The sequence below is a fragment of the Labilithrix sp. genome, from assembly GCA_019637155.1.
Taxonomy (GTDB): domain Bacteria; phylum Myxococcota_A; class Polyangia; order Polyangiales; family Polyangiaceae; genus Labilithrix.
In genome coordinates, this window is the sequence record JAHBWE010000026.1 from 38,782 (window position 1) to 58,625 (window position 19,844).

The following is a 19,844-nucleotide window of genomic DNA, read 5'->3' on the forward strand; positions in this document are numbered from 1 at the left end:
ATGTTATGACCACCGCGTGAAGCGGAGCGGGAGCATGGACGGTCGTCGACGCGCGCGCTGGATCGCTCGCGTGATGGCCGTTTTTCTTGCTGTCGTCTCCATTGCCTCGAGTGTCACGATCGACCCCCGCTGCGTCGTCGCGACGGGAGATCTCGAGACGGACGACGACGGGGCTCCGTGTCCGTGTCCTCTCGACTGCACTTCATGCGCGACCGCGCGTGCGGTGCCTCCCTCGGCGCCGAGCTCCGCGCTCGAGCCGATCGTCCTTCGTGCGACTCAAGAGGCGCCGCCCATCGAGGCGGACGCGCCGCCGAGCTCACCGGATCCAGCTGAGATCAGTCACGTACCCAAGGCGTGACGCGCTGAGGAGCTGACGGACGTCCCTGTGCCAGTACGCGCAGCGGTGACGTCTGCTTCCGCGCGCCCGTGGGCATCGTGTCATGGCCTCACGCGCGGCGCTTGCGTCGCCACCTAAGCGCCGATGCGTCGTTGCGCTCGTGCGAGGTGGTACCGACTGCAGCGCCAGCCCTTTCCACTCGAAGGAGTTTTCCATGCGAAAAGAGCGAATCTCTCTCGTTGGCATCGCCGCCATCCTCATCGTGACCGCGGCTGCCGGTTGCAAACGCGACCCCGCGCCGGCCCCGGAGACGAAGCCGGCGGCGACCGTGAACAACAACAACGTCTCGACGAAACCGGCGAGCAGCGTCGTGCCTGGGTCGTTCGAGGACTGGTGCGACGAGCATCAGGTGCCCGAGTCACAGTGCACGAAGTGCAATCCCGATCTCATCCCGGCGTTCAAGGCGGCCGGAGACTGGTGCAACGAGCACGGCCTGCCGGAGTCGCAATGCACGAAGTGCGATCCGAGACGGAAGCCGGTGCGACCCCCGAAGAAGAGCTGACCATGCGTTTCATTCTCGTCGTCGCGCTTGCGCTGGGCGTTGTCGGGACCTCCGTCGGTTGCAAGAAACCTACGGCAGACGCCACATCGAGCTCTGCGGAGCAGCCGCCGCTCTGCGAGCACGGGGTGCAGAAGGACATTTGCACGAAGTGCAATCCGAAGCTCGTTCCGGTGTTCCAGGCGAAGAAGGACTGGTGCTCCGAGCACGCGTTTCCGGAGTCCGTGTGTCCGATCTGCCATCCGGAGCGAGGCGGTCGTCCGCGCCTGTCCACGGGCGGAAAGGGCAAGGAGGACAAGGACGACGACGACAAGGGGAAGAAGATCCAGCTCTCGGACGAGGTCATCGCGAAAGCCGGCGTTCGAACGGCGCGTGTCGCGAAAGAGGTGCTCGCGCCGACCGTTTCCGTTCCAGGCGACATCGTCGCGGATCCCGACAAGAGCGCTCGCGTGACCGCCCTCGTCGCCGGGCGTCTCGACCGCGTCTCCTTCATCGAAGGGGCGAGGGTGAACAAGGGCGATCTTTTGGCGGTCATCCGCGTCCCGGATATCGGCAAGGCGCGGTCCGCGTTCACGTCGACGTCCGCGAAAGCCCACGCCGCGCGCGCCAACGCGGATCGCCTTCGCAGCCTGGCGGACAAGGGGCTTGCCTCTTCACAAGAGCTGCTCGTCGCAGAAGCCGAGGCGGAGGCGCTCGAGTCGGAGACGAAGGCGGCGAGCGATCAGCTCTCCGCGCTCGGAACGACGGCGGACGCAGCAGGCGGCGCGCTGCTCCAGCTTCGTGCGCCGCTCGGAGGCGTCGTCGTCAGTCGGAACGCGGTCGTGGGACAAGCCGTCGGCGCGGACCAGACGCTCGCTTCGATCGTCGAGCTCTCCGAAGTATGGTTCCTCGCGCGCATTTACGAGAAGGAAGTGAGCCGAATCGCTGCCGGTGCTGATGCGGAGATCCGCGTCAACGCCCTCTCCGAGAAGCGCTTCGCCGGCAAGGTGGAGTACGTCGGGCAGCAGATGGACCCCGGTGCGCGCACCTTCACGACGCGCATCCGCCTGAAGAACGACGCCGCCCTCCTCCGCGTGGGGTTCTTCGGGACGGCGACGATCGCCGCCGCGGACCCGAGTGCCAAGAAAGGTCCGACACTCGTCGTGCCGTCTTCCGCGATCACCGAGGTGCAGGGTAAGCCGGTCGCGTTCGTCAAGGAGTCTGGCGGATTCGAGCGCCGCGACCTCACCGTCGGGACCGAGAGCATCGGCAAGGTCGAGGTCCTATCCGGCGTTCGCGAAGGAGAGGAGGTCGTCGTCGACGGTACGTTTACCGTCAAGAGTGCGCTCCTCAAGGGGACGATGGGAGACGACGACTGATGATGCGCTTCCTCTCGCTCATCGTCGAGTGGTCGCTCAAGAACCGGCCCATCGTCCTCGTCGCCACGCTCTTGTTCACCGTCTTCGGTTTGCGGTCGGCCAAAGACCTTCCGATCGACGCCGTCCCTGATGTGACGAACGTGCAGGTCGTGATCATCACGTCCACGCCAGCGCTCTCGCCCCTCGAGGTCGAGCAATACGCGACTGTCCCTGTCGAGCGAGCGATGGCCGGGCTGCCACGGACGACGCAAGTGCGTTCGGTCTCGAAGTACGGTCTCTCCGTCGTGACGATCGTCTTCCGCGACGACGTCGATATCTACTTCGCCAGGCAACTGGTGACGGAGCGCATGCGCGAGGCGCAGGACGCCGTGCCCGCAAAGTACGGCAAGCCGGAGATGGGTCCGATCTCGACGGGCTTGGGCGAGATCTTCCAGTTCGTCGTGAAGAACGACTCCATGGACCTGATGAAGGTGCAGGAGATGCTCGACTGGCAGATCGCTCCGCAGCTTCGAACCGTGCCTGGAGTCATCGAGGTGAACAGCTTCGGCGGTCACGACCGCCAGTATCAAGTGGTGGTCGATCCGCATCGCCTTCACTCGGCCGCGCTGAGTGTGCCCGACGTCGTTAACGCCCTCGAGAAGTCGAACGCCAACGTCGGTGGGGGCTACATCGAGAAGAACCGCGAGCAGATCGTCGTGGGCACGGACGGTCAGTTCAAACGCCTCGAGGATCTCAAGAGTGTCGTCCTCTCGACGAGCATTGACGGGGCGCCGCTCACGGTCGGCGCGGTCGCCGACGTCGGGTTCGGTCCGCGCTTGCGACGCGGCGCGGCGACGAAGGACGGCCAAGGGGAGGTCGTCATCGGCGTGGCGATGATGCTCATGGGCGAGAACTCGCGGACCGTGACGGCCGCAGTGAAGGAGAAGGTCGACGCGCTGCTTTCTACACTGCCGCCCGGAACGAAGATCGAACCCTTCTACGACCGCTCACGCCTCGTCGATCGAACGGTCCGTACCGTGGCGAAGAACCTCCTCGAAGGAGCGCTCCTCGTCATCGTCATCCTCTTCGTGCTGCTCGGCGACTTCCGCGCCGGACTCGTCGTTGCGGTGACGATCCCTCTGTCGATGCTATTCGCCGTCGTCGCGATGAACGCGATGAAGCTGTCGGGCAACCTCATGAGCCTTGGCGCGATCGACTTCGGCCTCCTCGTCGACGGAGCCGTCATCATCGTGGAGAACGCGGTTCGGCGGCTCTCCGAGGCTCAGACCTCCCGGGGACGCACACTCACCCCCGAGGAGCGCGTCGACGTCGTCCGCGAGGCGACGCTCGAGGTGCGCTCCGCGAGCATCTTCGGCGAAGCCATCATCGCCATCGTGTACCTGCCGATCCTCGCGCTCAGCGGCATCGAGGGAAAGCTGTTCCAGCCGATGGCGATCACCGTGCTCCTCGCCCTCGCAGGAGCGTTCGTCCTTTCGCTGACGCTCATTCCGGTGCTCACGAGCTACCTCGTGCGGCCGAAGCCTGGCGAGCACGAGACCTGGCTGCTTCGCAAGGCACACGCCCTGTACCTACCGCTGTTCCGACGATCGATGAGGCGCCGGTGGATCCCTCTCTCAGCGGCCGTGCTCGGACTCGCTGCAGCGGTGTTCCTCTTCACTCGTATCGGTGCGGAGTTCGTGCCGCAGCTCGACGAGGGCGACGTTCTCGTCGAGGCGCGCCGTCTTCCCGGCATCGCCCTGTCAGAGTCCGTTGCGACGAGCCTGCGGCTCGAGCAGGCGATCCGCGCGGTTCCCGAGGTCACGTCCGTCGTCACGCGTACCGGAGCGCCTGCGGTCGCGACAGACCCGATGGGGGTCGAGCAGTCGGACGTGTACATCGGACTCAAGGAGCGCGACCAGTGGCGGAAGGACTTGCTCAAGGCCGATCTCGCAAAGGAGATCTCCGAAGCCGTCGAGCACGCCGTCCCCGAGGTAGCTGGAGCGGTCTCGCAGCCAATCCAGATGCGGACGAACGAGCTCCTCGCCGGCGTACGGTCCGACGTCGCCGTCCTCCTCTACGGATCGGAGCTGGAGACGCTGGCGAAGTTCGGAGACCGGATCGCCGACGTCATCCGCACGGTCCCCGGCGCGGTCGACGTCAGGATGGAGCAGGTCGCGGGCCTCCCCTACCTTCGCATCGTCCCTGACCGCATGCGACTCGCGCGATTCGGTCTGACCGTCGAGGATGTGAACGAGGCGGCACAGACCATCGCGGTCGGTCGTGAAGCGGGTGAGGTCCTCGAGGGGGAGCGCCGATTCGGGATCATCGTCAAGATGCGCGAGGGGACGATGCAAGAGCGGGCGAACGTCCGCAACATTCCGCTACGGACGGGAGCTGGACAGGTCGTCCCGCTCGGGGAGGTGGCCGACCTCGTCTACCTGACGGGGCCGGCGCAGATCAGCCGCGACAAGCAGTCTCGCCGATTGACCGTCGAGTTCAACGTACGTGATCGAGACCTCCTGTCGGTCGTCGAGGATGCGCAACGTGCGGTCGCTCGTGAGACGAAGCTCCCGCCGGGATATCGCGTCGAATGGGGCGGCCAATTCGAGCATTACGTCGATGCTCGTGCGCGTCTCGTCGTCGTGGTGCCGCTTGCGCTCGCGCTCATCATGTTCCTGCTCTGGCTCGCGTTTCGGTCGACCCGGGCGGCCGTTCTCATCTTCGTCAATGTTCCATTTGCGATCATCGGGGGCGTCGTCGCGCTCTCGATCCGCGGGATCCCCTTCTCGATCTCCGCTGGCGTCGGTTTCATTGCGCTCTTCGGCGTCGCGGTCCTCAATGGCCTCGTCCTCGTCTCCTTCGCGCGCCATCTCGAAGAAGCGGGTGAAGATCACAACAAGGCAATCCAGCACGCTGCAGAGCTCCGGTTGCGTCCGGTGCTGATGACAGCGCTCGTCGCCTCACTCGGCTTCCTTCCGATGGCCCTTTCGACGGCTCCCGGCAGCGAAGTGCAGCGACCGCTTGCGACGGTCGTCATCGGAGGTCTCATCACGGCCACGTTGCTAACGCTCTTCGTGCTCCCCGTCCTGTATGCGTACTTCGGCAAGTCGACGAGAGGGACGTCGACGGACGTGAAGCTTGGCGCCACTGCGCCCGCGCCGCCGGAGCGTGCGTGATGGACGACGGCCGCTTCAACGATCGACGCCGCTGCGAGCGGGCTTCGCTTCGTCCGACTGGAGGAGATTACGATGGCTCATGAGAGGAGACTCGACCTTCGAGTCGCAAATCTCGACTGTGAGAACGAGGCTGCAGCCATCGTTCGCCGATTCAAGAGCGTCCCCGGCGTGCTCGACGTCGCGGTCAACGCATCGGCTGCACGCGTCACCTTCCGCATCGACGAGCGCTCGATCTCCGCGGAGGCCGTTGCAGCGTCACTCCGTGAGGCCGGCTTTCCACCGCGCGCACCAGAGGCGTCCGCGTTACCGGCGCCTTGGCGCAACCCGAAGGTCGTCACGTCCGCGGTGTCCGGTCTCACGCTGCTCGCAGGTTGGCTCGCCTCCTCGGCAGGCGCCCCGCGGCAGGCCAGCGTGGCTCTCTACCTCGCAGCGCTCGTTGTCGGCGCGTACTACTTCGCGCGCGAGGCGCTCGAAGACCTGCTCCGTGAGCGCGAAATCGGGATCGAGCTCCTCATGACCGTCGCCGCGGTGGTCTCAACCGTCATGGGAGAACCCGGCGAAGGCGCGATGCTCGCATTCCTCTACTCGATCTCGGAAGCGGCGGAGGGATACACGGCCGAGAAGACACGCGCAGCGGTGCGGGCGCTCATGAAGCTCGCGCCGAAGACCGCCGTCGTCGTGCGCGATGGCAAGGAAGTAGAGGTCGCGGTCGAAGAGATTTCAGTCGGCGACGTCTTCCGTGTTCGGCCTGGCCAGGCGATCGCGACCGACGGTGAAATCGTATCGGGGACGTCGGCAATCAACGAAGCTCCGGTTACCGGGGAGAGCGTCCCGGTCGAGAAGAAGGTCGGCGACGTCGCCCTCGCTGGGACAATCAACGGGGAAGGTGCCCTGGAAGTTCGAGCGACGAAGGTGTTCGCGGAGAACACGCTCTCGCGGATCATCCAGATGGTCGAAGAGGCACACGAACGAAAGGGGACGAGTCAGCGCTTCATCGAGCGATTCGGCCGCATCTACAGTCCCATCGTGCTGCTGGTCGGCGTTCTCGTCGCCGTCATCCCTGTGCTCGTGACGGGAGCGGCCTGGGCAATCTCGATCAGCCGCGCGACTGTCTTCGTCGTGGCGGCAGCGCCCTGCGCGCTCGTCATATCGATTCCCATCACACTCGTCGCCGCCCTCGGGACGGGCGCGAGGAACGGCGTGCTCATCAAGGGCGGCATTCACCTAGAGCAGCTCGCGCGCGTCCGCGTCGTTGCGCTCGACAAGACGGGCACCTTGACGCGCGGTGAGCCGCAGGTCACGGACGTCGTCCTCTTCGACGCAGCGCCCTCCGAGCTCAAGAGCGAAGATGGCATGCTCTCGGCGGCAGCAGGAATCGAGCGATGGAGCGAGCACCCTCTTGCGCGCGCGGTGGTGCGCGCGTCCGAGACGCGTGGGATCGCCCCACGCGCCGCAATCGAGTTCCGCTCTCACACCGGTGCCGGCGCCGAGGCGCAGCTCGAGGGGCGGCGAGTGCTCATTGGCAGCCCGACGTTCCTCGCGAGGCAGATCGCGGCCGCACCGGGAAACGTGCGCGCCTCCATCGAGCAGCTCCAGGAGCGAGGGAAGACAGTGATCGCGATCGGTGAAGCCACCGGCGTGTGGGCCGTGCTCGCGCTTCGCGACGAGCTCCGCGCGAACGCGCGCGACGCCGTGGCGAATCTCCGCGCCGTTGGCATCCAGCGGGTAGTGATGCTCACGGGCGACAATGCCCGGACGGCTCAGGCGATCGCCGAGCAGGCCGGCGTCGACGAGGTCTTCGCCGGGCTCCGGCCCGAGGACAAAGTGTCGCGCGTGCGCCAGCTTCGCAAGGACTGGGGCGCCACAGCGATGGTCGGCGATGGAGTCAACGACGCACCTGCCCTCGCGGAGGCCGACGTCGGAGTCGCAATGGGTGCTGCTGGCACGGACGTCGCTCTCGAAACGGCGGACGTCGCGTTGATGGCGGACGACCTCGCGAAGCTCGTCGAGGCCGTTCGTCTTGCGAAGCGGAATGCGTCGATCGTGCGTCAAAACCTAGTGTTGTCGGGGATTGTCATCGCAGCGCTCGTCGGAGCGGCGATTGTCGGGAGGCTCACGTTGCCCGCCGCCGTCGTGGCCCACGAGCTGAGCGAGTTCGTCGTCATCGCCAGCGGTCTTCGCATGCTTCGCAGACGAGAGCGATGAACCGAGAGACGACAGCCATCGCCTCGCCACGTCGCGATCGATCGCAGCCGCGCGCCGCCGGAGTACTCGCGCGGTGGGCTCGCGTCGCATCCACTCGGAAGGTGAAGTTGTCCAGGAAGTCGAGCACGTGCGGAGCGCAAGGAGGGCAAAGATGAAATGGAAGCCTTGGTTATTAGGACTCGCTGTCGCCGGCGCATACGGGCTGGCCTCGACCGGGAGTCGCGCCGACGAGGCGGGCTCCTGCGCAATGATCACGCGCGCGAACATCGCCCGATGCGCTGTGGGTGCCAACCTCGCCGCGAAGAGTGAGCAGCTCACGCTCCGGAGCTTCGCGGGGCGCCAGCGGGCGGCCGGAATTTTCCTGCCGTCCAATCCGACTCTTTTCGTCTCGGGAGGACAGTCGATCGAGCCGACAGTCAGCGCGAACCAGCGCGAATCGCTGTGGGGGGCGACGCTGTCGCAAGAGGTCGAGATCGCAGGCCAGCGGGGCAGGCGCGTCGATGTCGTCTCCGCCGAGCAGCGCGCGCAGGAATCGCGCCTCGAGCTCGCGCGTCGCGTTGCGGCAGCGGATGCGTTCCTCCTCTATTTCGACGCGGTCGCGGCTGCCGAGGAGACGCGGCTCGCGGAGCGGCTTGCGACACTCGCGACGGCTCTGAACGCCGTCGCGCGTGCGCGTGTGCAGGCTGGTCTTGCTCCTGATGTCGAAGCACAGCTAGCGCAAGCGGGGGCAGCGCGTCTCCTGCAAGCGCAGGTCGCCTCGCAAAGCCGGTTCGCTGCCGCGACCGCCTCGCTCGCGACCGCTGTCGGCCTCGATCCGGCGACCACGAGCCTTCGCGTCGAAGGGGAGCTCGTGCCGATCGACGTACCTGGTGCGGCGGGAGCCACGTTCGTCACGGCCGCGCTCGAGCGCCGGGCCGAAATCGCCTCCGCCGTCGCCGAGGCGGAAGCGCAGAACAATAAGGTCGCCCTCTACCGGCGGCTTCGGGTTCCGAATCCAACAATCTCGGTCTTCGTACGCAACGACTGGATCAACGAGCGACAGGTCGGGATCGGGCTCGCCATTCCGATCCCAATTCCAGCCCCGGTCGGTCGGACATACGCCGGCGAGATCGAGGAGGCGTCCGCGCTCTCAGCGCGCGCGGAGAATGAAGCGGAGCGTCTGCGGCGTGTGGTGCGCCTCGAGATCGTGCAAGCTCTGCAGGTGCTGTCAGCGCGACAGCGCCAGGCCGATGTCTTTCCGCCGCAGCAGACAAAGCAGACCGAAGAGACGCTCCGCAACATCGCCGGCGAGATCGAGGCGCGCCGCCTGCCGATCCGCGACGCGCTCCTGACCCAGCAGTCGCTCATGGACTATCTGTTCGCATCCGTCGAAGCGCGCCGACAGCTCTGTCTGGCATCCGTCGAGCTCGCGCGCGCAGCCGGCCTGCCGCTCGACGTCGGACCGAGGTGACGGCGGCGACCGAGCCGAGGGGGCGCGATGGATCGTCGCTGCAGGGGGCACGCGCGGGCGGACGGCTGGTGCACGTCTCAACCATCGTCGTCGATCATGCGGCCAGCAGGCCATTCGTCGTAGGGCTGCCGCCGTCGGGGTTGGCCGACGGCGGCGGCCAGCTTAGGTAGATTGCGACTGCCGCGATGACGTCGATTCGGGTCTTCTCCGCCAGAGCGTCGGCGCGACAGCGGGCGCTTGGCTTACCGCGGACGTTCCGGGTGGAATCGAAGTGGAGGTTTTGCCCGAACCTCTCGAGCTCGCCTCCGTGGTCATCGCCCAGCGATTGTGCGTCTCGAGGAAGGCGCGTCGCTGATGCGCTCGATCATCGGGCCGTACACGTAGCTGGCGCCGGCAAGGAGGACGCCGACGAGCGTGGCGATCGCCACCGCCGTGGTCGCGAGCCAGACGAGTGCCACGCGCAACCGCGCGGCGATACGTCTCTTCGGCGTCGGCAAGATGCGGCGGACTCTTGGGTGCGGACGTCGTCCGCGGAGAAGGTCGCCTCGGCCGGCGCTGCGCCGACCTCGATGGAGCTCTTGTCCGCCAGCGTGGTCGCGTCGAGCGTGAGGACCTTCCCCGGGTCCGCCATGGCGTCGTCCAGATTCCGCCGGATGGAGCGAAGGCCGCATGTGATTCATCGTCGGGAGGTGGCGGGACTTCAACGTGGCGCCGGTCGTTGCGTCGAGAAGCATCACGGCGCCCGGCGTGGCCGTGCCGCCGCCATGCCCCCCAATGGCCACCATGACCGGCGCTGAGATCGATCCCGGCACGGCGCGTGCGAGCTTCGAGTGGTCCGTACTCAGCTACACGTGGTGCGGGAAGGCAGCGTTCCTGAGCGCGATGGTGCCCGCGACCTCATTCGTATCCGTGTTGATGCGGAGATCGAGTTGTCTCCCCCGTTGACGACGAAGAGCACGTCGAACGCGACGGCCGCGATCGCCGTGCTGCTCGCCTCGCCCGTGACGGGACTCGGCGTATCCGAAGGCTCATGTTGACCATCAGCGGTAGCGCCCTGGGACGCATCCTGCTCGGAGCACGATAGGAAGGTCTTAGCGAGGAGGTCGACGAGGGAAGCAGGGAAATGTTGGCGCACGAACATGGCCGCCCGATAACAAATTCGCCAAGGACCCGCAGAAGTTCCTGAAGAAGCCCGACGCCCGATCGTGCGCTCACTTCGTCGCCTCCACCTTGCGCGCGACCGTGCCTTCGGGGTGCTTGTACCAACCCGGGTCCGCGTAGCTGGTGAGGCCCGCGCGGACCTTGAGCACGGTGAACATGCCGCCCATCTCGACCGGGCCGAACGGACCATCGCCCGTCATCATCGGCAACGTGTTTTTCGGACGCCCCATCTCCATCATGTTGCCCATGCCGCTCTCGCCCATCGCCATGTAGCCAGGCAGGATCTCGCGGACCCTCGCCTCCAGCGACGCGGACTGTTTGACGCCGAGCATGTTCGGGACGTCGTGGCTCATCGCGTTCATCGTGTGATGCGACTTGTGGCAGTGGAATGCCCAATCCCCTTCGGCGTTGGCCACCATCTCGACCGTTCGCGTAGAGCCAACGGGCACGTTTACCGTCGTCTCCGGGCGGCGCGCTGACCGCGGGACAGGGCCGCCGTCGGTGCTGACCTCCTCGAAGGTGTAGCCGTGCACGTGGATCGGGTGACTGTCCATCGACAGGTTGCCGAAAGAGAAGCGTACGCGCTCGCCCTTCTTCACGACCCAAGGGTCGGTGCCCGGCCACACGCGGCTGTTGAAGGTGAAGAGGTTGAAGTCGGTCATGACGTTCGGGTTCGGCGTGGCGGTGCCCGGCTCGACGAACCACTCGTGCAGCATCACGACGAAGTGCCGGTCGACCTTCGGGACCTCGGGCACCTTCGGATGGATGACGAAGAAGCCCATCATGCCCATCGCCATCTGGACCATCTCGTCCGAATGCGGGTGGTACATGAAGACGCCGTTCTGCTTCAGCGTGAACTCGTAGACGTACGTCTCGTTCGGCTCGATGTGAGGCTGATTGAGGCCCGCGACACCGTCCATTCCGTTGGGGAGCAGGATGCCGTGCCAGTGGACGCTCGTGCGTTCTGGAAGCTTGTTCGTGACGAAGAACCGAACGCGGTCGCCTTCGACGGCCTCGATCGTCGGCCCGGGCGTCGAACCGTTGTAGCCCCAGGCATTCACGATCATGCCGGGCGCGAACTCGCGCTTCACGGGCTCCGCCGTCAGCCGAAACTCCTTCACGCCGTTGTTCATCGTGAACGGGAGCGTGGAGCCGTTGGGGGTGACGACGGGGGTGTACTGCTGTGCGTGGGCGAACCGCGGGAGGATTAGCGCCGCGAGCGCTATGACGAGCACGGACAAGATGCGATGGAACTTCATGTAAACCTCAGTGCTGATGAGCGGCCGGCGGTGCGACGGTCGCCTTGGGGTCATGCGTTTCGGGCGCGGCGGCGCCGCCGAGGCGGCGGCCGACGGCGCGTTCGAGATCGCTCCGCGCGATCCAGTAGTCACGCAGCGCTTCGATGTATTCGCGATAGGCCTCGTATTCGTTCTGCTTGGCTTGGATCAGCTGGTAGACGCCGAGCAGCATGGCGTCGTACTGCTCCTGCGAGAACCGAACGATGTTCTCGCGCAGCGGCACGATCGTCTTGCCGTATTCCTCGACGACGCCGCGCGCGGTCACCACGCGTGCGCTTGCGGACCGGACGTCGGCGCGGACGTCGATCGCGAGCGCCTGGAGCTCGTTCTCCGCCTGGCGTTTGTGAGCCTCGAGCTTCGCGATCTGCGCCTGCCGCTGATCGAAGAGCGGGATCTCGAGCGCGACGCTCGGGCCGAAGGAGAAGCGGCGACGCGGGATGCCGATGTCGGGGTCGGGCCGCAGGCGACCGGCCTCGACCGCGACGTTCACGGTGCCGGTCCAGCGCGTCGTCTTCGCGAGCGAGAGCGCGTAGCCCATCGCCTGCACGTTCCGGCGCGCGGCGCCGACGTCGAGCCGATGCTCGATGGCGACGGCTTCCAGCCGTTCGAGCGAGACCTCCTCACGCGGGAGCTCCGGGAGCCGCGTCGCTGTCTTCCAGCGCGTGCGCGGGCCCCACGTCCCCATCAGCTTGTTCAGCTTCTCGCGCGCGACGATCGCCTCTCCGTCGGCACGTTTCCGTTCCAGTGCAGACTGCGCAGAGAGCGCAAGCTCCGTATTGAGGTTCAGATCGCTCATGTTGCCGGCTTCGTGCTGTCGGCGCGCCAGCTCGGCCGAGGTCTTCGACGCGTCGTCGACGAGCCGTCGCATCGCGGCCACCTGCTCGGCCGCCTGCGCGGCGTAAAACGCCTCCCGAACCTGCGCGGCGATCTCGAGGACGTGGTCACCTACGTCGAGCTTCACGGCCTCGAGCTCTGTCGCCGCGACGCGCTTACGGAGCGGCATCGTCAGCAGATCGAGGAAATCCTGCTCGACGGTGACGAACAGGTTCGGAGCGATGTGCTCCTGCTCCCAGGCCGTCCGGCCGATCGAGAAGACCGGGTTCTTGAGAAGGCCCGCTTGCACGAGATCCGCCTGGCTGATCGCTAGCTCCTCCAACCGCGCTCGTAGCGCGGGACTGCCGAGGAGCGCGACCTGGACCGCAGCGTCGGCGGTGAGATCGCGGTCGAGCAGGCTGTCGATCGCCTGCTCGGCCTGCTTGTCGTCGCCGCCCGCCTGGCTCCAGTGGACCTTGTGCCCCGAGCGGCTCTCCACATCGCGGGCGACGTCTTTGAAGGGGGTCTGCGGCGACGTCGAAGCGCAGCCGACGAGGAGGAGAGCGGCGCCGATGGCGCTCAGGGTTCGGAGCTTCATCGCGGCCTCACTTCTTCGGGACGAGCTTCATGTTGCACTTCGGGCACGTCTGGCCGGGCTCCGTCGAAGTGACCTCCGGATGCATTGGGCAGACGTAGACGGCGCCAGCGTCGGCGGCGGTCGCTGGCCCGGACGTGTGGCCCGCATGACCGTGGTGACCGGCGTGGGGATCCGATGCCGGGGGCGGCGCGGTCGATGTCGATGGGGCCGCGTGGGCGACGCCTTCCGGCGCGTTCGGGTTGGACGGATCGCTCATGGAGGTGGAGACGGGTGCCGGCGCGGGCGAGCACGCGACGAGCGCGGCCGCAGCGAGCGTGGCGATGAGAAAACGATGGTTCATGGGGCTCTCGATCGTTGAGGGTCCGTCGTGCAGACGCGGACGGCCGCCGTTCATTACAGCGACCGCGAAAGGAGCTGGGACGATTCGCACACGCGATCGAGAGGCCACAGTGACAGCGCCGGTCACACTCGTGCGGCGACCCAGGCGGCGACGTGTAATCGCCGCGCCCGTGCCGCGTCTTCCCTCCGCCAATACGGCAGGAGGAAGTCATGGATCTGTTCAAGAGTGCGATCGCTACGCTCGTGATGCTCGGCGGTTGCGAGCGGTCGTCGCCGCCGCGGAGCGAGGCCGTCGCGGCGACGAGCGAGACCGTCGTCAAGCCGACGCAGTCGCTCGCGGCCGCGAGCCCGTCGGCCGCGACGCCTGCCGCTGCCACGAGCGAGACCGTCGTCAAGCCGACGAAGTCGCTCGCGGCCGCCAGGCCGTCGGCCGCGACGCCTGCCCCTAGCGCGAAGACCGTCTACGTCTGCCCGATGCATCCGGACGTGACGAGCGACGCTCCGGGCCTCTGCCCCAAGTGCAACATGAAGCTCGAGCCGAAGACCAAGAGCGTTCAGGTCGCTCCGCTGGAAGATGCGTCGCGTCGGCTGTAATGCAGAGGGGACCCCTGCGTCTGCACAGCAGGAGATTCGTCATGACTGCAATGGCAACAACCCAACGAGCGACCGAGACCGCTACGGACGTCGATCTGACCACGGTGGAGCTCGCCGTCCTCGGGATGACGTGTGCGGCCTGCGTGCGCCGCGTCGAGAACGCGGTGAAGAAGGTCCCCGGCGTACACGACGCGCAGGTGAACCTCGTCACGAACCGCGCCACGGTGTCTTTCGCTTCCGGCACGGCTGACGTCGACGCGGTCGCGGCCGCGATCGAGAAGGCCGGTTATGAGCCCGTGCGCGGCGAGGCGGCCGCCGACGAGCGCGACGACGCTGCGACGGACGCTGCGAGCCAGCGCGCCGCGGCCGTCGAGGAAGCCGAGCAGCGCGAGCAGCACAGCATCCGTCGCGGCTTCATCACCGCGGCGGTGCTTACGGTCCCGCTCCTCGTCGTCGCCATGTCGCACGGGCTCATCCCTTGGACCGAGACCACGTACGGGCGCTGGCTGCAGTTCGCGCTCGCGACGCCCGTGGTGCTCGGGCCCGGCCGGCGCTTCTTTCACCTCGCGTGGGCCGCGCTCAAGCATCGCGCGGCCGACATGAACACGCTGATCGCGCTAGGCACGGCGGCGGCCTGGATCTACTCGACCGTCGCCCTCGTCGCGCCCGGGCTCTTCCCGCATGCGGCGCACGGGCGGGTCCCTCATCTGTACTTCGAGGCAGCAGCGGCGGTCCTCACGTTCGTTCTGCTCGGCAAGATGCTCGAGACGCGCGCTCGAAAGCGTCTCTCCGATGCCGTCCGCGGTCTCATCGCGCTGCAGCCGAAGACCGCGCGCGTGCTGCGAGGCGACACGGAGGAAGACCTTCCCATCGCGTCGCTGAAGCGCGGCGACGTCGTCCTCGTCCGCCCGGGTGAGCGCATCCCCGTCGACGGCGAGGTGCTGCGTGGCGCGTCCGCGGTCGACGAGTCGATGTTGACGGGCGAAAGCATGCCGGTGGACAAGGCGGAGGGCGCGAAGGTCTACGCCGGCAGCATGAACCAGAGCGGCGCGCTCGGCCTCCGCGTCACGACGACCGGCCGCGGCAGCGCGCTTTCGCGGATCATCGAAGCGGTCGAGCAGGCCCAGGGCTCGAAGGCGCCGATCGCACGGCTCGCCGATCGAGTGAGCGCAGTCTTCGTTCCGATCGTGCTCGCGCTCGCACTCACCACGCTCGTCGTGTGGGTGTGGCTGGACCCCAGCGCCGACGGGATCGCGACGGCGATCGAGCGTTTCGTCGCTGTCCTCGTCATCGCCTGCCCGTGCGCGCTCGGCCTCGCGACGCCCGCGGCGGTGGCGGTGGGCACGGGGCGCGGCGCGGAGCTCGGGATCCTGGTGAAGGGCGGCGCCGCGCTCGAAGCGGCATCGCGGATCGATCGCGTCCTCCTCGACAAGACGGGGACGTTGACGAATGGCAAGCCGGTGCTGACCACCGTCGTCGATCGCAGCGGCCTCGGCTCCGACGCCCTCCTCGCGCTGGTCGCGAGCGCCGAGCAGGGCAGCGAACATCCGGTCGCGCGCGCCGTCGTTGCGGGGGCGATGCAGAAGAGCATCGCGCTCCAAGAGACCGAAGGGTTCAGCAGCGCGGCCGGCCACGGCATCGAAGCCACGGTTGCCGGTCATCGCGTCCGGGTCGGAACCTCCGAATGGCTCCGTCGTGCGTCTGTTTCGACCGAAGCGCTGGAGCATGAAGCTCGCGAGCGCGCGGAGAAGGGCGAGACCCCATTCTTCGTTGCGGTGGACGGTGCGCTTGCCGGTTTGGTCGCCGTCGCGGACAGGCCGGCCGATACGGCGGCCCCGATGCTCGCCACGCTCAGGAAGATGAGCATCGGCGTCGCGATGATCAGCGGTGATCGCGCCGGCACCGCACGCGCGGTGGGCCGAGAGCTCGGGATCGACGACGTCTTCGCCGAGGTGAAGCCCGAGGACAAAGCCCGGATCGTGTTCGAGGAGCGCGGCAAGGGACGAACCGTCGCGATGGTCGGTGACGGCATCAACGACGCCCCCGCGCTCGCGGGCGCTCATGTCGGCGTCGCGGTCGGCTCCGGCGCAGACGTCGCGATCGCGGCCGCGGACATCGCGCTTCTCCGTGGCGGAATCGCCCGGCTGCCGCTCGCGCTCGACCTCGGCCGCACGACGATGCGGACGATCCGCCAGAACCTGTTCTGGGCCTTCGTCTACAATGTCGTCGGCATTCCGCTCGCGGCGGGTCTCCTCTACCCGTGGACGGGCTGGCAGCTCTCTCCCGTCATCGCGAGCGCGGCGATGTCTCTGTCCAGTGTGTCGGTGCTGACCAACTCCCTGCGCCTGCGGCGGTTCGGCCGGATTGACGACCGTGCCGCGGAGTGACCAGACTGGCGGCATGGAAGAGAGCGCCCTTCGTCCGCGCGACGCCGAGATCGCGAACGTCCTCGTCGCCAATCATCGCGAGTTTCTGGGGTACCTGGAGCGACGTCTCGGACGACGAGACGTCGCCGAGGACATTTTGCAGAACGCGTTCGCGCGCGGCCTCGAGAAGCTCGAGACGCTGCGGGACGACGAAGCGGTCGTCCCGTGGTTCTACCGCACGCTCCGGAACGCGGCCGTCGACTACTTCCGCCGCACGAAGACGGCCGATGGTGCGCTCTCACGTTTCGCGGCGGAGCTCGAGGAAGCCGAGGAGCCGAACGAGACGATGCGAGCCGAGGTCTGCCAGTGCGTGACGCGTCTCGCGTCGACGCTGAAGCCCGAGTACGCGGACGCGCTCCAGCGCGTCGAGGTGGAGGGCGCGTCGATGAAGGAGTTCGCGCAGCAAGCCGGCATCTCGGCGGGCAACGCTGCCGTCCGCGTGTTCCGCGCGCGCGAGGCGCTCCGGAAGCAGGTCGCTGCATCTTGCGGCACGTGCGCTACGCACGGCTGTGTCGCGTGCACGTGCGCGACGGACAAGGGCGGATGCGGCTCGGTGTAATCGTTTCGGCCGCCGCGCGTCTTCAGGATGCGGGCAGAGAGCTCGCCACAAAAAGGAAATTGCCATGACCACGAAGTCCACCGTTCTCGATGTCGAAGGAATGACCTGCTCTGCGTGCGTCCGCCACGTCGAGCAAGCACTGCGCGGCGTCGACGGGGTCGAGAAGCTCGATGTGAAGATCGGAAAGGTCCGCGTCGATCACGACGAGACGAAGGCGACGCCGCAGCAGCTCATCGAGGCGATCGCCGAGGCGGGGTACGAACCACGAATCACGTCCTAGCGAGCATCGAGATGGCGCAGAGGACGACGAAGCCAAAGAAGCGGGGCGCGATGCCGCCAACGAAGAAGCGAGCAGCAGCGGCTGGCTCGTATGCGGACCTGTCTGACATCATGGGGCCCCCGACGATGTCGCGGCTGAGTCATCGTGCAAACTATGACGTCCATACCGTCCGCGAAAAGCCGCTGGTTCTGTATGAGGACCATCGCTCTCTCTTCTTCGTCCTCTGGTACGCGCTCCACGCCGCAAAGGTGATCGAACGAGCCCCGCTTCTCATCTACTTCGACGGGCACGACGACGCGAAACCGGTGAGTGGCAAGGCGCTCGCGCGACTGCGCGAGCTGCGCGCCGGTGCACCGACGGCACGCGAAGTGTTCGACTTCGTCGAGTGGGAGCTCTCGCCGCTGGACGACGACTGGCTTCTCGCCGCGATGGAGCTTGGCCTCGTCGGCGATGCGATCTGCGTCGGGGCATCGTGCACCCCGAACCTCGACTCGCATGCCGACCTCGACCCCGAAGCCGTCGAGAGCGCACGCCGCATGCGAGAGCTGTTCTCCGGTGCAAAGGGCAAGGATGAGCCGCATCGGGTGCTTCCGGGTCGCGGCGAGGAACTTTGCGCGAGATACGAGGACCACGGCGGCGACTCCCATCGCATCTGGCTGCTGCCGCACCTCTGGAAGGCATTGGCCACGAGGGGGGCGCTCGAAGATGCCGTTCGCGCGAGCTACTTCGGGAGTCTCTGGGATGCGCTCGACTGGGATCCGAGCAGTGGCTGGTTCAAAGGAACGACGGGGCTCACTCCGATTGTGCTCGACGTCGATCTGGATTGCTTCGCCATTTCGGCCGAGGGCGGGACCTTCGCTTGGCCACCACGTTTCTTCAAGCGTTTCACCGAGCGATCGGACTCGGGACAGACCGCGCTCGACTTCCTCGCCGGCCTCGAACATCGCGTCGCGTTTCGCACGGTCGCTCGCGAGAGTCCGTATTGCGGTGGGACCGCGGACTCCGAGAACATTCTCGCCTCACTCGACCACGTACTTTGGAACGGTGAGCTGCTCGATCTCTAGTTATCTCCGGCCGTCCGCGGCCCGATGCTTCTCGACCCAGAAGCGAGACTTCGGCGTGCCTTCCGCGCGAATCGTGACGGTGCCGTCGGGGCGCTTCGTGATTTTGCATCGCGCCTTCGTGAGCCCAGCGCGCGCTGCGGGAACGGCTACGTCGAGCCCGAGCATGCGGCATCTCCAGAGCCCATCGGGCAGGTCCACCCAGAAGTCCGTTGGGCGGCCCTTCGCTTTCGCGAACGACGCCGTGTAATCGCTCCATTCTGATGCGGACCCCGAGAAGAGTCCGCGGGGTGCGGCCTTGTCGTGGCTGTCGCCGGTGAGGAGGTCGTAGAGCGTGTCGACATTCTCGAGCGCAGTCGAGAGGTCGCTCGCCGGAAGGACGGGCCTCAGGGCCAGGAGTCGACACACTTCGCGCGCGCGCCACAGCTGCTCCAGCAGGGCGGCGTAGGCGTCTGGTGCCGTGCCGGTCGCAGCAATGGGGCCGCCCCAAGGAAGCTCGAAGTCCTCGCTCCCTGCGGGATGGAGAATGAGGCGGAACTGGTACGGCCGTCCGACCTTCGTGAAACGGTACATGCGGTCGAAGTGCGGAAGCGCGTCGATCGGACGGCCGAGCCATCGGTCATCGAGCGTCTGTTGAATGTCGATCTTCGCGCTCGCGGTAAGGCTCTCCTTTGGTGGGAGGAACGTCAGCGTCACCTTCGCGTCGAACGGCGCGTTCGCATATCGCGCCACAATCCGCATCTCGTCCACTCCGGCGGTAACGGTCGCGGGCACATTGACCAGACCGGTGACGAGGCCGTCGCGTTCGATCTCGATCGTCGCCGTGCACTCTTCGAAGGTCGCGAGCTGGACGCTCGTGATCATGTGTTGAAGGCGCGTGAAGATGGGAGCGTCACGAAACGACAGCTCGCCCCGCTCGATCGGTACGACGTACCCGCGGCGGAGCGCAGTGCGACGCTCTTCGTCGAGCCCCGAGAACCGGATACCGAACGTGACATCTTCCTTCGGTTCGAGCTCGTAGGTCGTGCCCTTCTCCGTCGCTGTTGCGCTGACGATGAAGCGGCGATCGAGCTTTTGCAGGGCCTCGCTCCGTCGTCGAAGCACCATGTCGGGGGCGGCGCGCGCGGCGAGCACATATTCGTTGGCGTCGACAACGGCGCTCCGTAGCCGCGTGTGATCTGCGACGCGGTTATGGAGCGGCACCTTCACGGTCACCGTTTGTTGGTCCGCCCACTCCTCGTCGACGAGCGCCTCGTCCGCGTATCGTTGGAGGAAGAGAAAGTACGCCTTCTCACTCGACACGTCCGCGACGACGAGGAGAACGGGCAGCGGCTCGGCAGTGAGATACGTCCCTAGGTTCTTCGTGGGAAACGGGAAGTGGATGCAAGAATCGACGATGTTCGGCTTTTCGATCCCCTTCAGTTGGACGCCGAAGCGAATGCCCGTGAGGTAGACAGCCTCGACGGCGTCGACGTAGTAGTCGAGCCCGTAATCGTCACCGGCCGCGCCGCGAGCCCACGAATGCGGCAGCTCACGCGCAAGCAGGGCCTGCGCGGCGCGATCGATCGAATGCGCGTGCGCGACGCGCACCGTCGGGAGCTTGGCCGATCCGCGAAACAATCCGAGCCATCGGACCCGAAGCCGCGCGACG

The 19,844-nt window shown here is 66.8% G+C and carries 15 protein-coding genes; 10 read left to right on the top strand and 5 right to left on the bottom strand.

Annotated elements, in window-relative coordinates; all coding sequences use genetic code 11:
* Positions 1–616 precede the first annotated feature (616 nt).
* From KF837_39890 to KF837_39905, 4 genes are all read left to right on the top strand, one after another.
* The gene (locus KF837_39890; GenBank protein MBX3233553.1) at positions 617–2,254 is read left to right on the top strand and encodes an efflux RND transporter periplasmic adaptor subunit; all 1,638 of its coding nucleotides are present in this window, start codon (positions 617–619) and stop codon (positions 2,252–2,254) included.
* Positions 2,254–5,409 carry an efflux RND transporter permease subunit gene (locus tag KF837_39895; GenBank protein MBX3233554.1) on the top strand — a complete coding sequence of 1,052 codons (3,156 nt, stop codon included), beginning with the start codon at positions 2,254–2,256 and terminating at the stop codon, positions 5,407–5,409. Before KF837_39890 ends, KF837_39895 begins: the two co-directional genes overlap by 1 nt.
* 72 nt (positions 5,410–5,481) lie before the next feature.
* The gene (locus KF837_39900) at positions 5,482–7,614 is read left to right on the top strand and encodes a cation-translocating P-type ATPase (protein ID MBX3233555.1); all 2,133 of its coding nucleotides are present in this window, start codon (positions 5,482–5,484) and stop codon (positions 7,612–7,614) included.
* A 151-nt stretch (positions 7,615–7,765) separates the two neighbouring features.
* Positions 7,766–9,064, top strand: a complete 1,299-nt coding sequence (locus tag KF837_39905) for a TolC family protein (GenBank protein MBX3233556.1) — start codon at positions 7,766–7,768, stop codon at positions 9,062–9,064.
* Positions 9,065–9,375: 311 nt separating this feature from the next.
* Here the strand turns inward: KF837_39905 and KF837_39910 are convergent, their stop codons facing one another.
* Complete coding sequence (locus tag KF837_39910; protein MBX3233557.1) at positions 9,376–9,561, bottom strand: hypothetical protein; 186 nt, start codon at positions 9,559–9,561, stop codon at positions 9,376–9,378.
* A gap of 357 nt (positions 9,562–9,918) precedes the next feature.
* Here KF837_39910 and KF837_39915 point away from each other — a divergent pair, with 357 nt between their 5' ends.
* A complete protein-coding gene (locus tag KF837_39915) occupies positions 9,919–10,101 on the top strand; it encodes a hypothetical protein (protein ID MBX3233558.1) in 183 nt (60 codons plus the stop codon).
* 174 nt (positions 10,102–10,275) lie between these two features.
* On the opposite strand, the gene KF837_39920 is transcribed toward KF837_39915, so the two are convergent.
* From KF837_39920 to KF837_39930, 3 genes are read right to left on the bottom strand one after another with little or no spacing between them, the layout of a single operon-like run.
* A complete protein-coding gene (locus tag KF837_39920; protein MBX3233559.1) occupies positions 10,276–11,538 on the bottom strand; it encodes a copper oxidase in 1,263 nt (420 codons plus the stop codon).
* Positions 11,492–12,934, bottom strand: a complete 1,443-nt coding sequence (locus KF837_39925; GenBank protein MBX3233560.1) for a TolC family protein — start codon at positions 12,932–12,934, stop codon at positions 11,492–11,494. Before KF837_39925 ends, KF837_39920 begins: the two co-directional genes overlap by 47 nt.
* A 7-nt stretch (positions 12,935–12,941) precedes the next feature.
* Positions 12,942–13,274, bottom strand: a complete 333-nt coding sequence (locus KF837_39930; protein ID MBX3233561.1) for a hypothetical protein — start codon at positions 13,272–13,274, stop codon at positions 12,942–12,944.
* Positions 13,275–13,483: 209 nt separating this feature from the next.
* Between KF837_39930 and KF837_39935 the strand changes: the two genes are divergently transcribed.
* The 5 genes from KF837_39935 (at position 13,484) to KF837_39955 (ending at position 18,196) form a co-directional block, all read left to right on the top strand.
* On the top strand, positions 13,484–13,867 hold the full coding sequence (locus KF837_39935) for a hypothetical protein (GenBank protein MBX3233562.1): 384 nt from the start codon (positions 13,484–13,486) through the stop codon (positions 13,865–13,867).
* A gap of 50 nt (positions 13,868–13,917) precedes the next feature.
* Positions 13,918–16,254, top strand: a complete 2,337-nt coding sequence (gene cadA / locus KF837_39940) for a cadmium-translocating P-type ATPase (protein ID MBX3233563.1) — start codon at positions 13,918–13,920, stop codon at positions 16,252–16,254.
* A gap of 13 nt (positions 16,255–16,267) precedes the next feature.
* Positions 16,268–16,852, top strand: a complete 585-nt coding sequence (locus KF837_39945; GenBank protein MBX3233564.1) for a sigma-70 family RNA polymerase sigma factor — start codon at positions 16,268–16,270, stop codon at positions 16,850–16,852.
* A gap of 100 nt (positions 16,853–16,952) precedes the next feature.
* Positions 16,953–17,132, top strand: a complete 180-nt coding sequence (locus tag KF837_39950; protein ID MBX3233565.1) for a heavy-metal-associated domain-containing protein — start codon at positions 16,953–16,955, stop codon at positions 17,130–17,132.
* A gap of 11 nt (positions 17,133–17,143) precedes the next feature.
* Entirely contained in the window at positions 17,144–18,196 is a 1,053-nt protein-coding gene (locus KF837_39955; protein MBX3233566.1) for a hypothetical protein, read from the top strand.
* On the opposite strand, the gene KF837_39960 is transcribed toward KF837_39955, so the two are convergent.
* Positions 18,197–19,783 carry a DUF4365 domain-containing protein gene (locus KF837_39960; GenBank protein ID MBX3233567.1) on the bottom strand — a complete coding sequence of 529 codons (1,587 nt, stop codon included), beginning with the start codon at positions 19,781–19,783 and terminating at the stop codon, positions 18,197–18,199. It lies immediately after the preceding gene.
* Between the last annotated feature and the right edge of the window lie 61 nt (positions 19,784–19,844).

Coding starts and splice junctions, on each gene's coding strand:
- KF837_39895 (MBX3233554.1), top strand. CDS start 2,254: ATGATGCGCTTCCTCTCGCTCATCGTCGAGTGGTCGCTCAAGAACCGG.
- KF837_39900 (MBX3233555.1), top strand. CDS start 5,482: ATGGCTCATGAGAGGAGACTCGACCTTCGAGTCGCAAATCTCGACTGT.
- KF837_39905 (MBX3233556.1), top strand. CDS start 7,766: ATGAAATGGAAGCCTTGGTTATTAGGACTCGCTGTCGCCGGCGCATAC.
- KF837_39920 (MBX3233559.1), bottom strand. CDS start 11,538: ATGACCCCAAGGCGACCGTCGCACCGCCGGCCGCTCATCAGCACTGAG.
- KF837_39925 (MBX3233560.1), bottom strand. CDS start 12,934: ATGAAGCTCCGAACCCTGAGCGCCATCGGCGCCGCTCTCCTCCTCGTC.
- KF837_39930 (MBX3233561.1), bottom strand. CDS start 13,274: ATGAACCATCGTTTTCTCATCGCCACGCTCGCTGCGGCCGCGCTCGTC.
- KF837_39935 (MBX3233562.1), top strand. CDS start 13,484: ATGGATCTGTTCAAGAGTGCGATCGCTACGCTCGTGATGCTCGGCGGT.
- cadA (MBX3233563.1), top strand. CDS start 13,918: ATGGCAACAACCCAACGAGCGACCGAGACCGCTACGGACGTCGATCTG.
- KF837_39945 (MBX3233564.1), top strand. CDS start 16,268: ATGGAAGAGAGCGCCCTTCGTCCGCGCGACGCCGAGATCGCGAACGTC.
- KF837_39950 (MBX3233565.1), top strand. CDS start 16,953: ATGACCTGCTCTGCGTGCGTCCGCCACGTCGAGCAAGCACTGCGCGGC.
- KF837_39955 (MBX3233566.1), top strand. CDS start 17,144: ATGGCGCAGAGGACGACGAAGCCAAAGAAGCGGGGCGCGATGCCGCCA.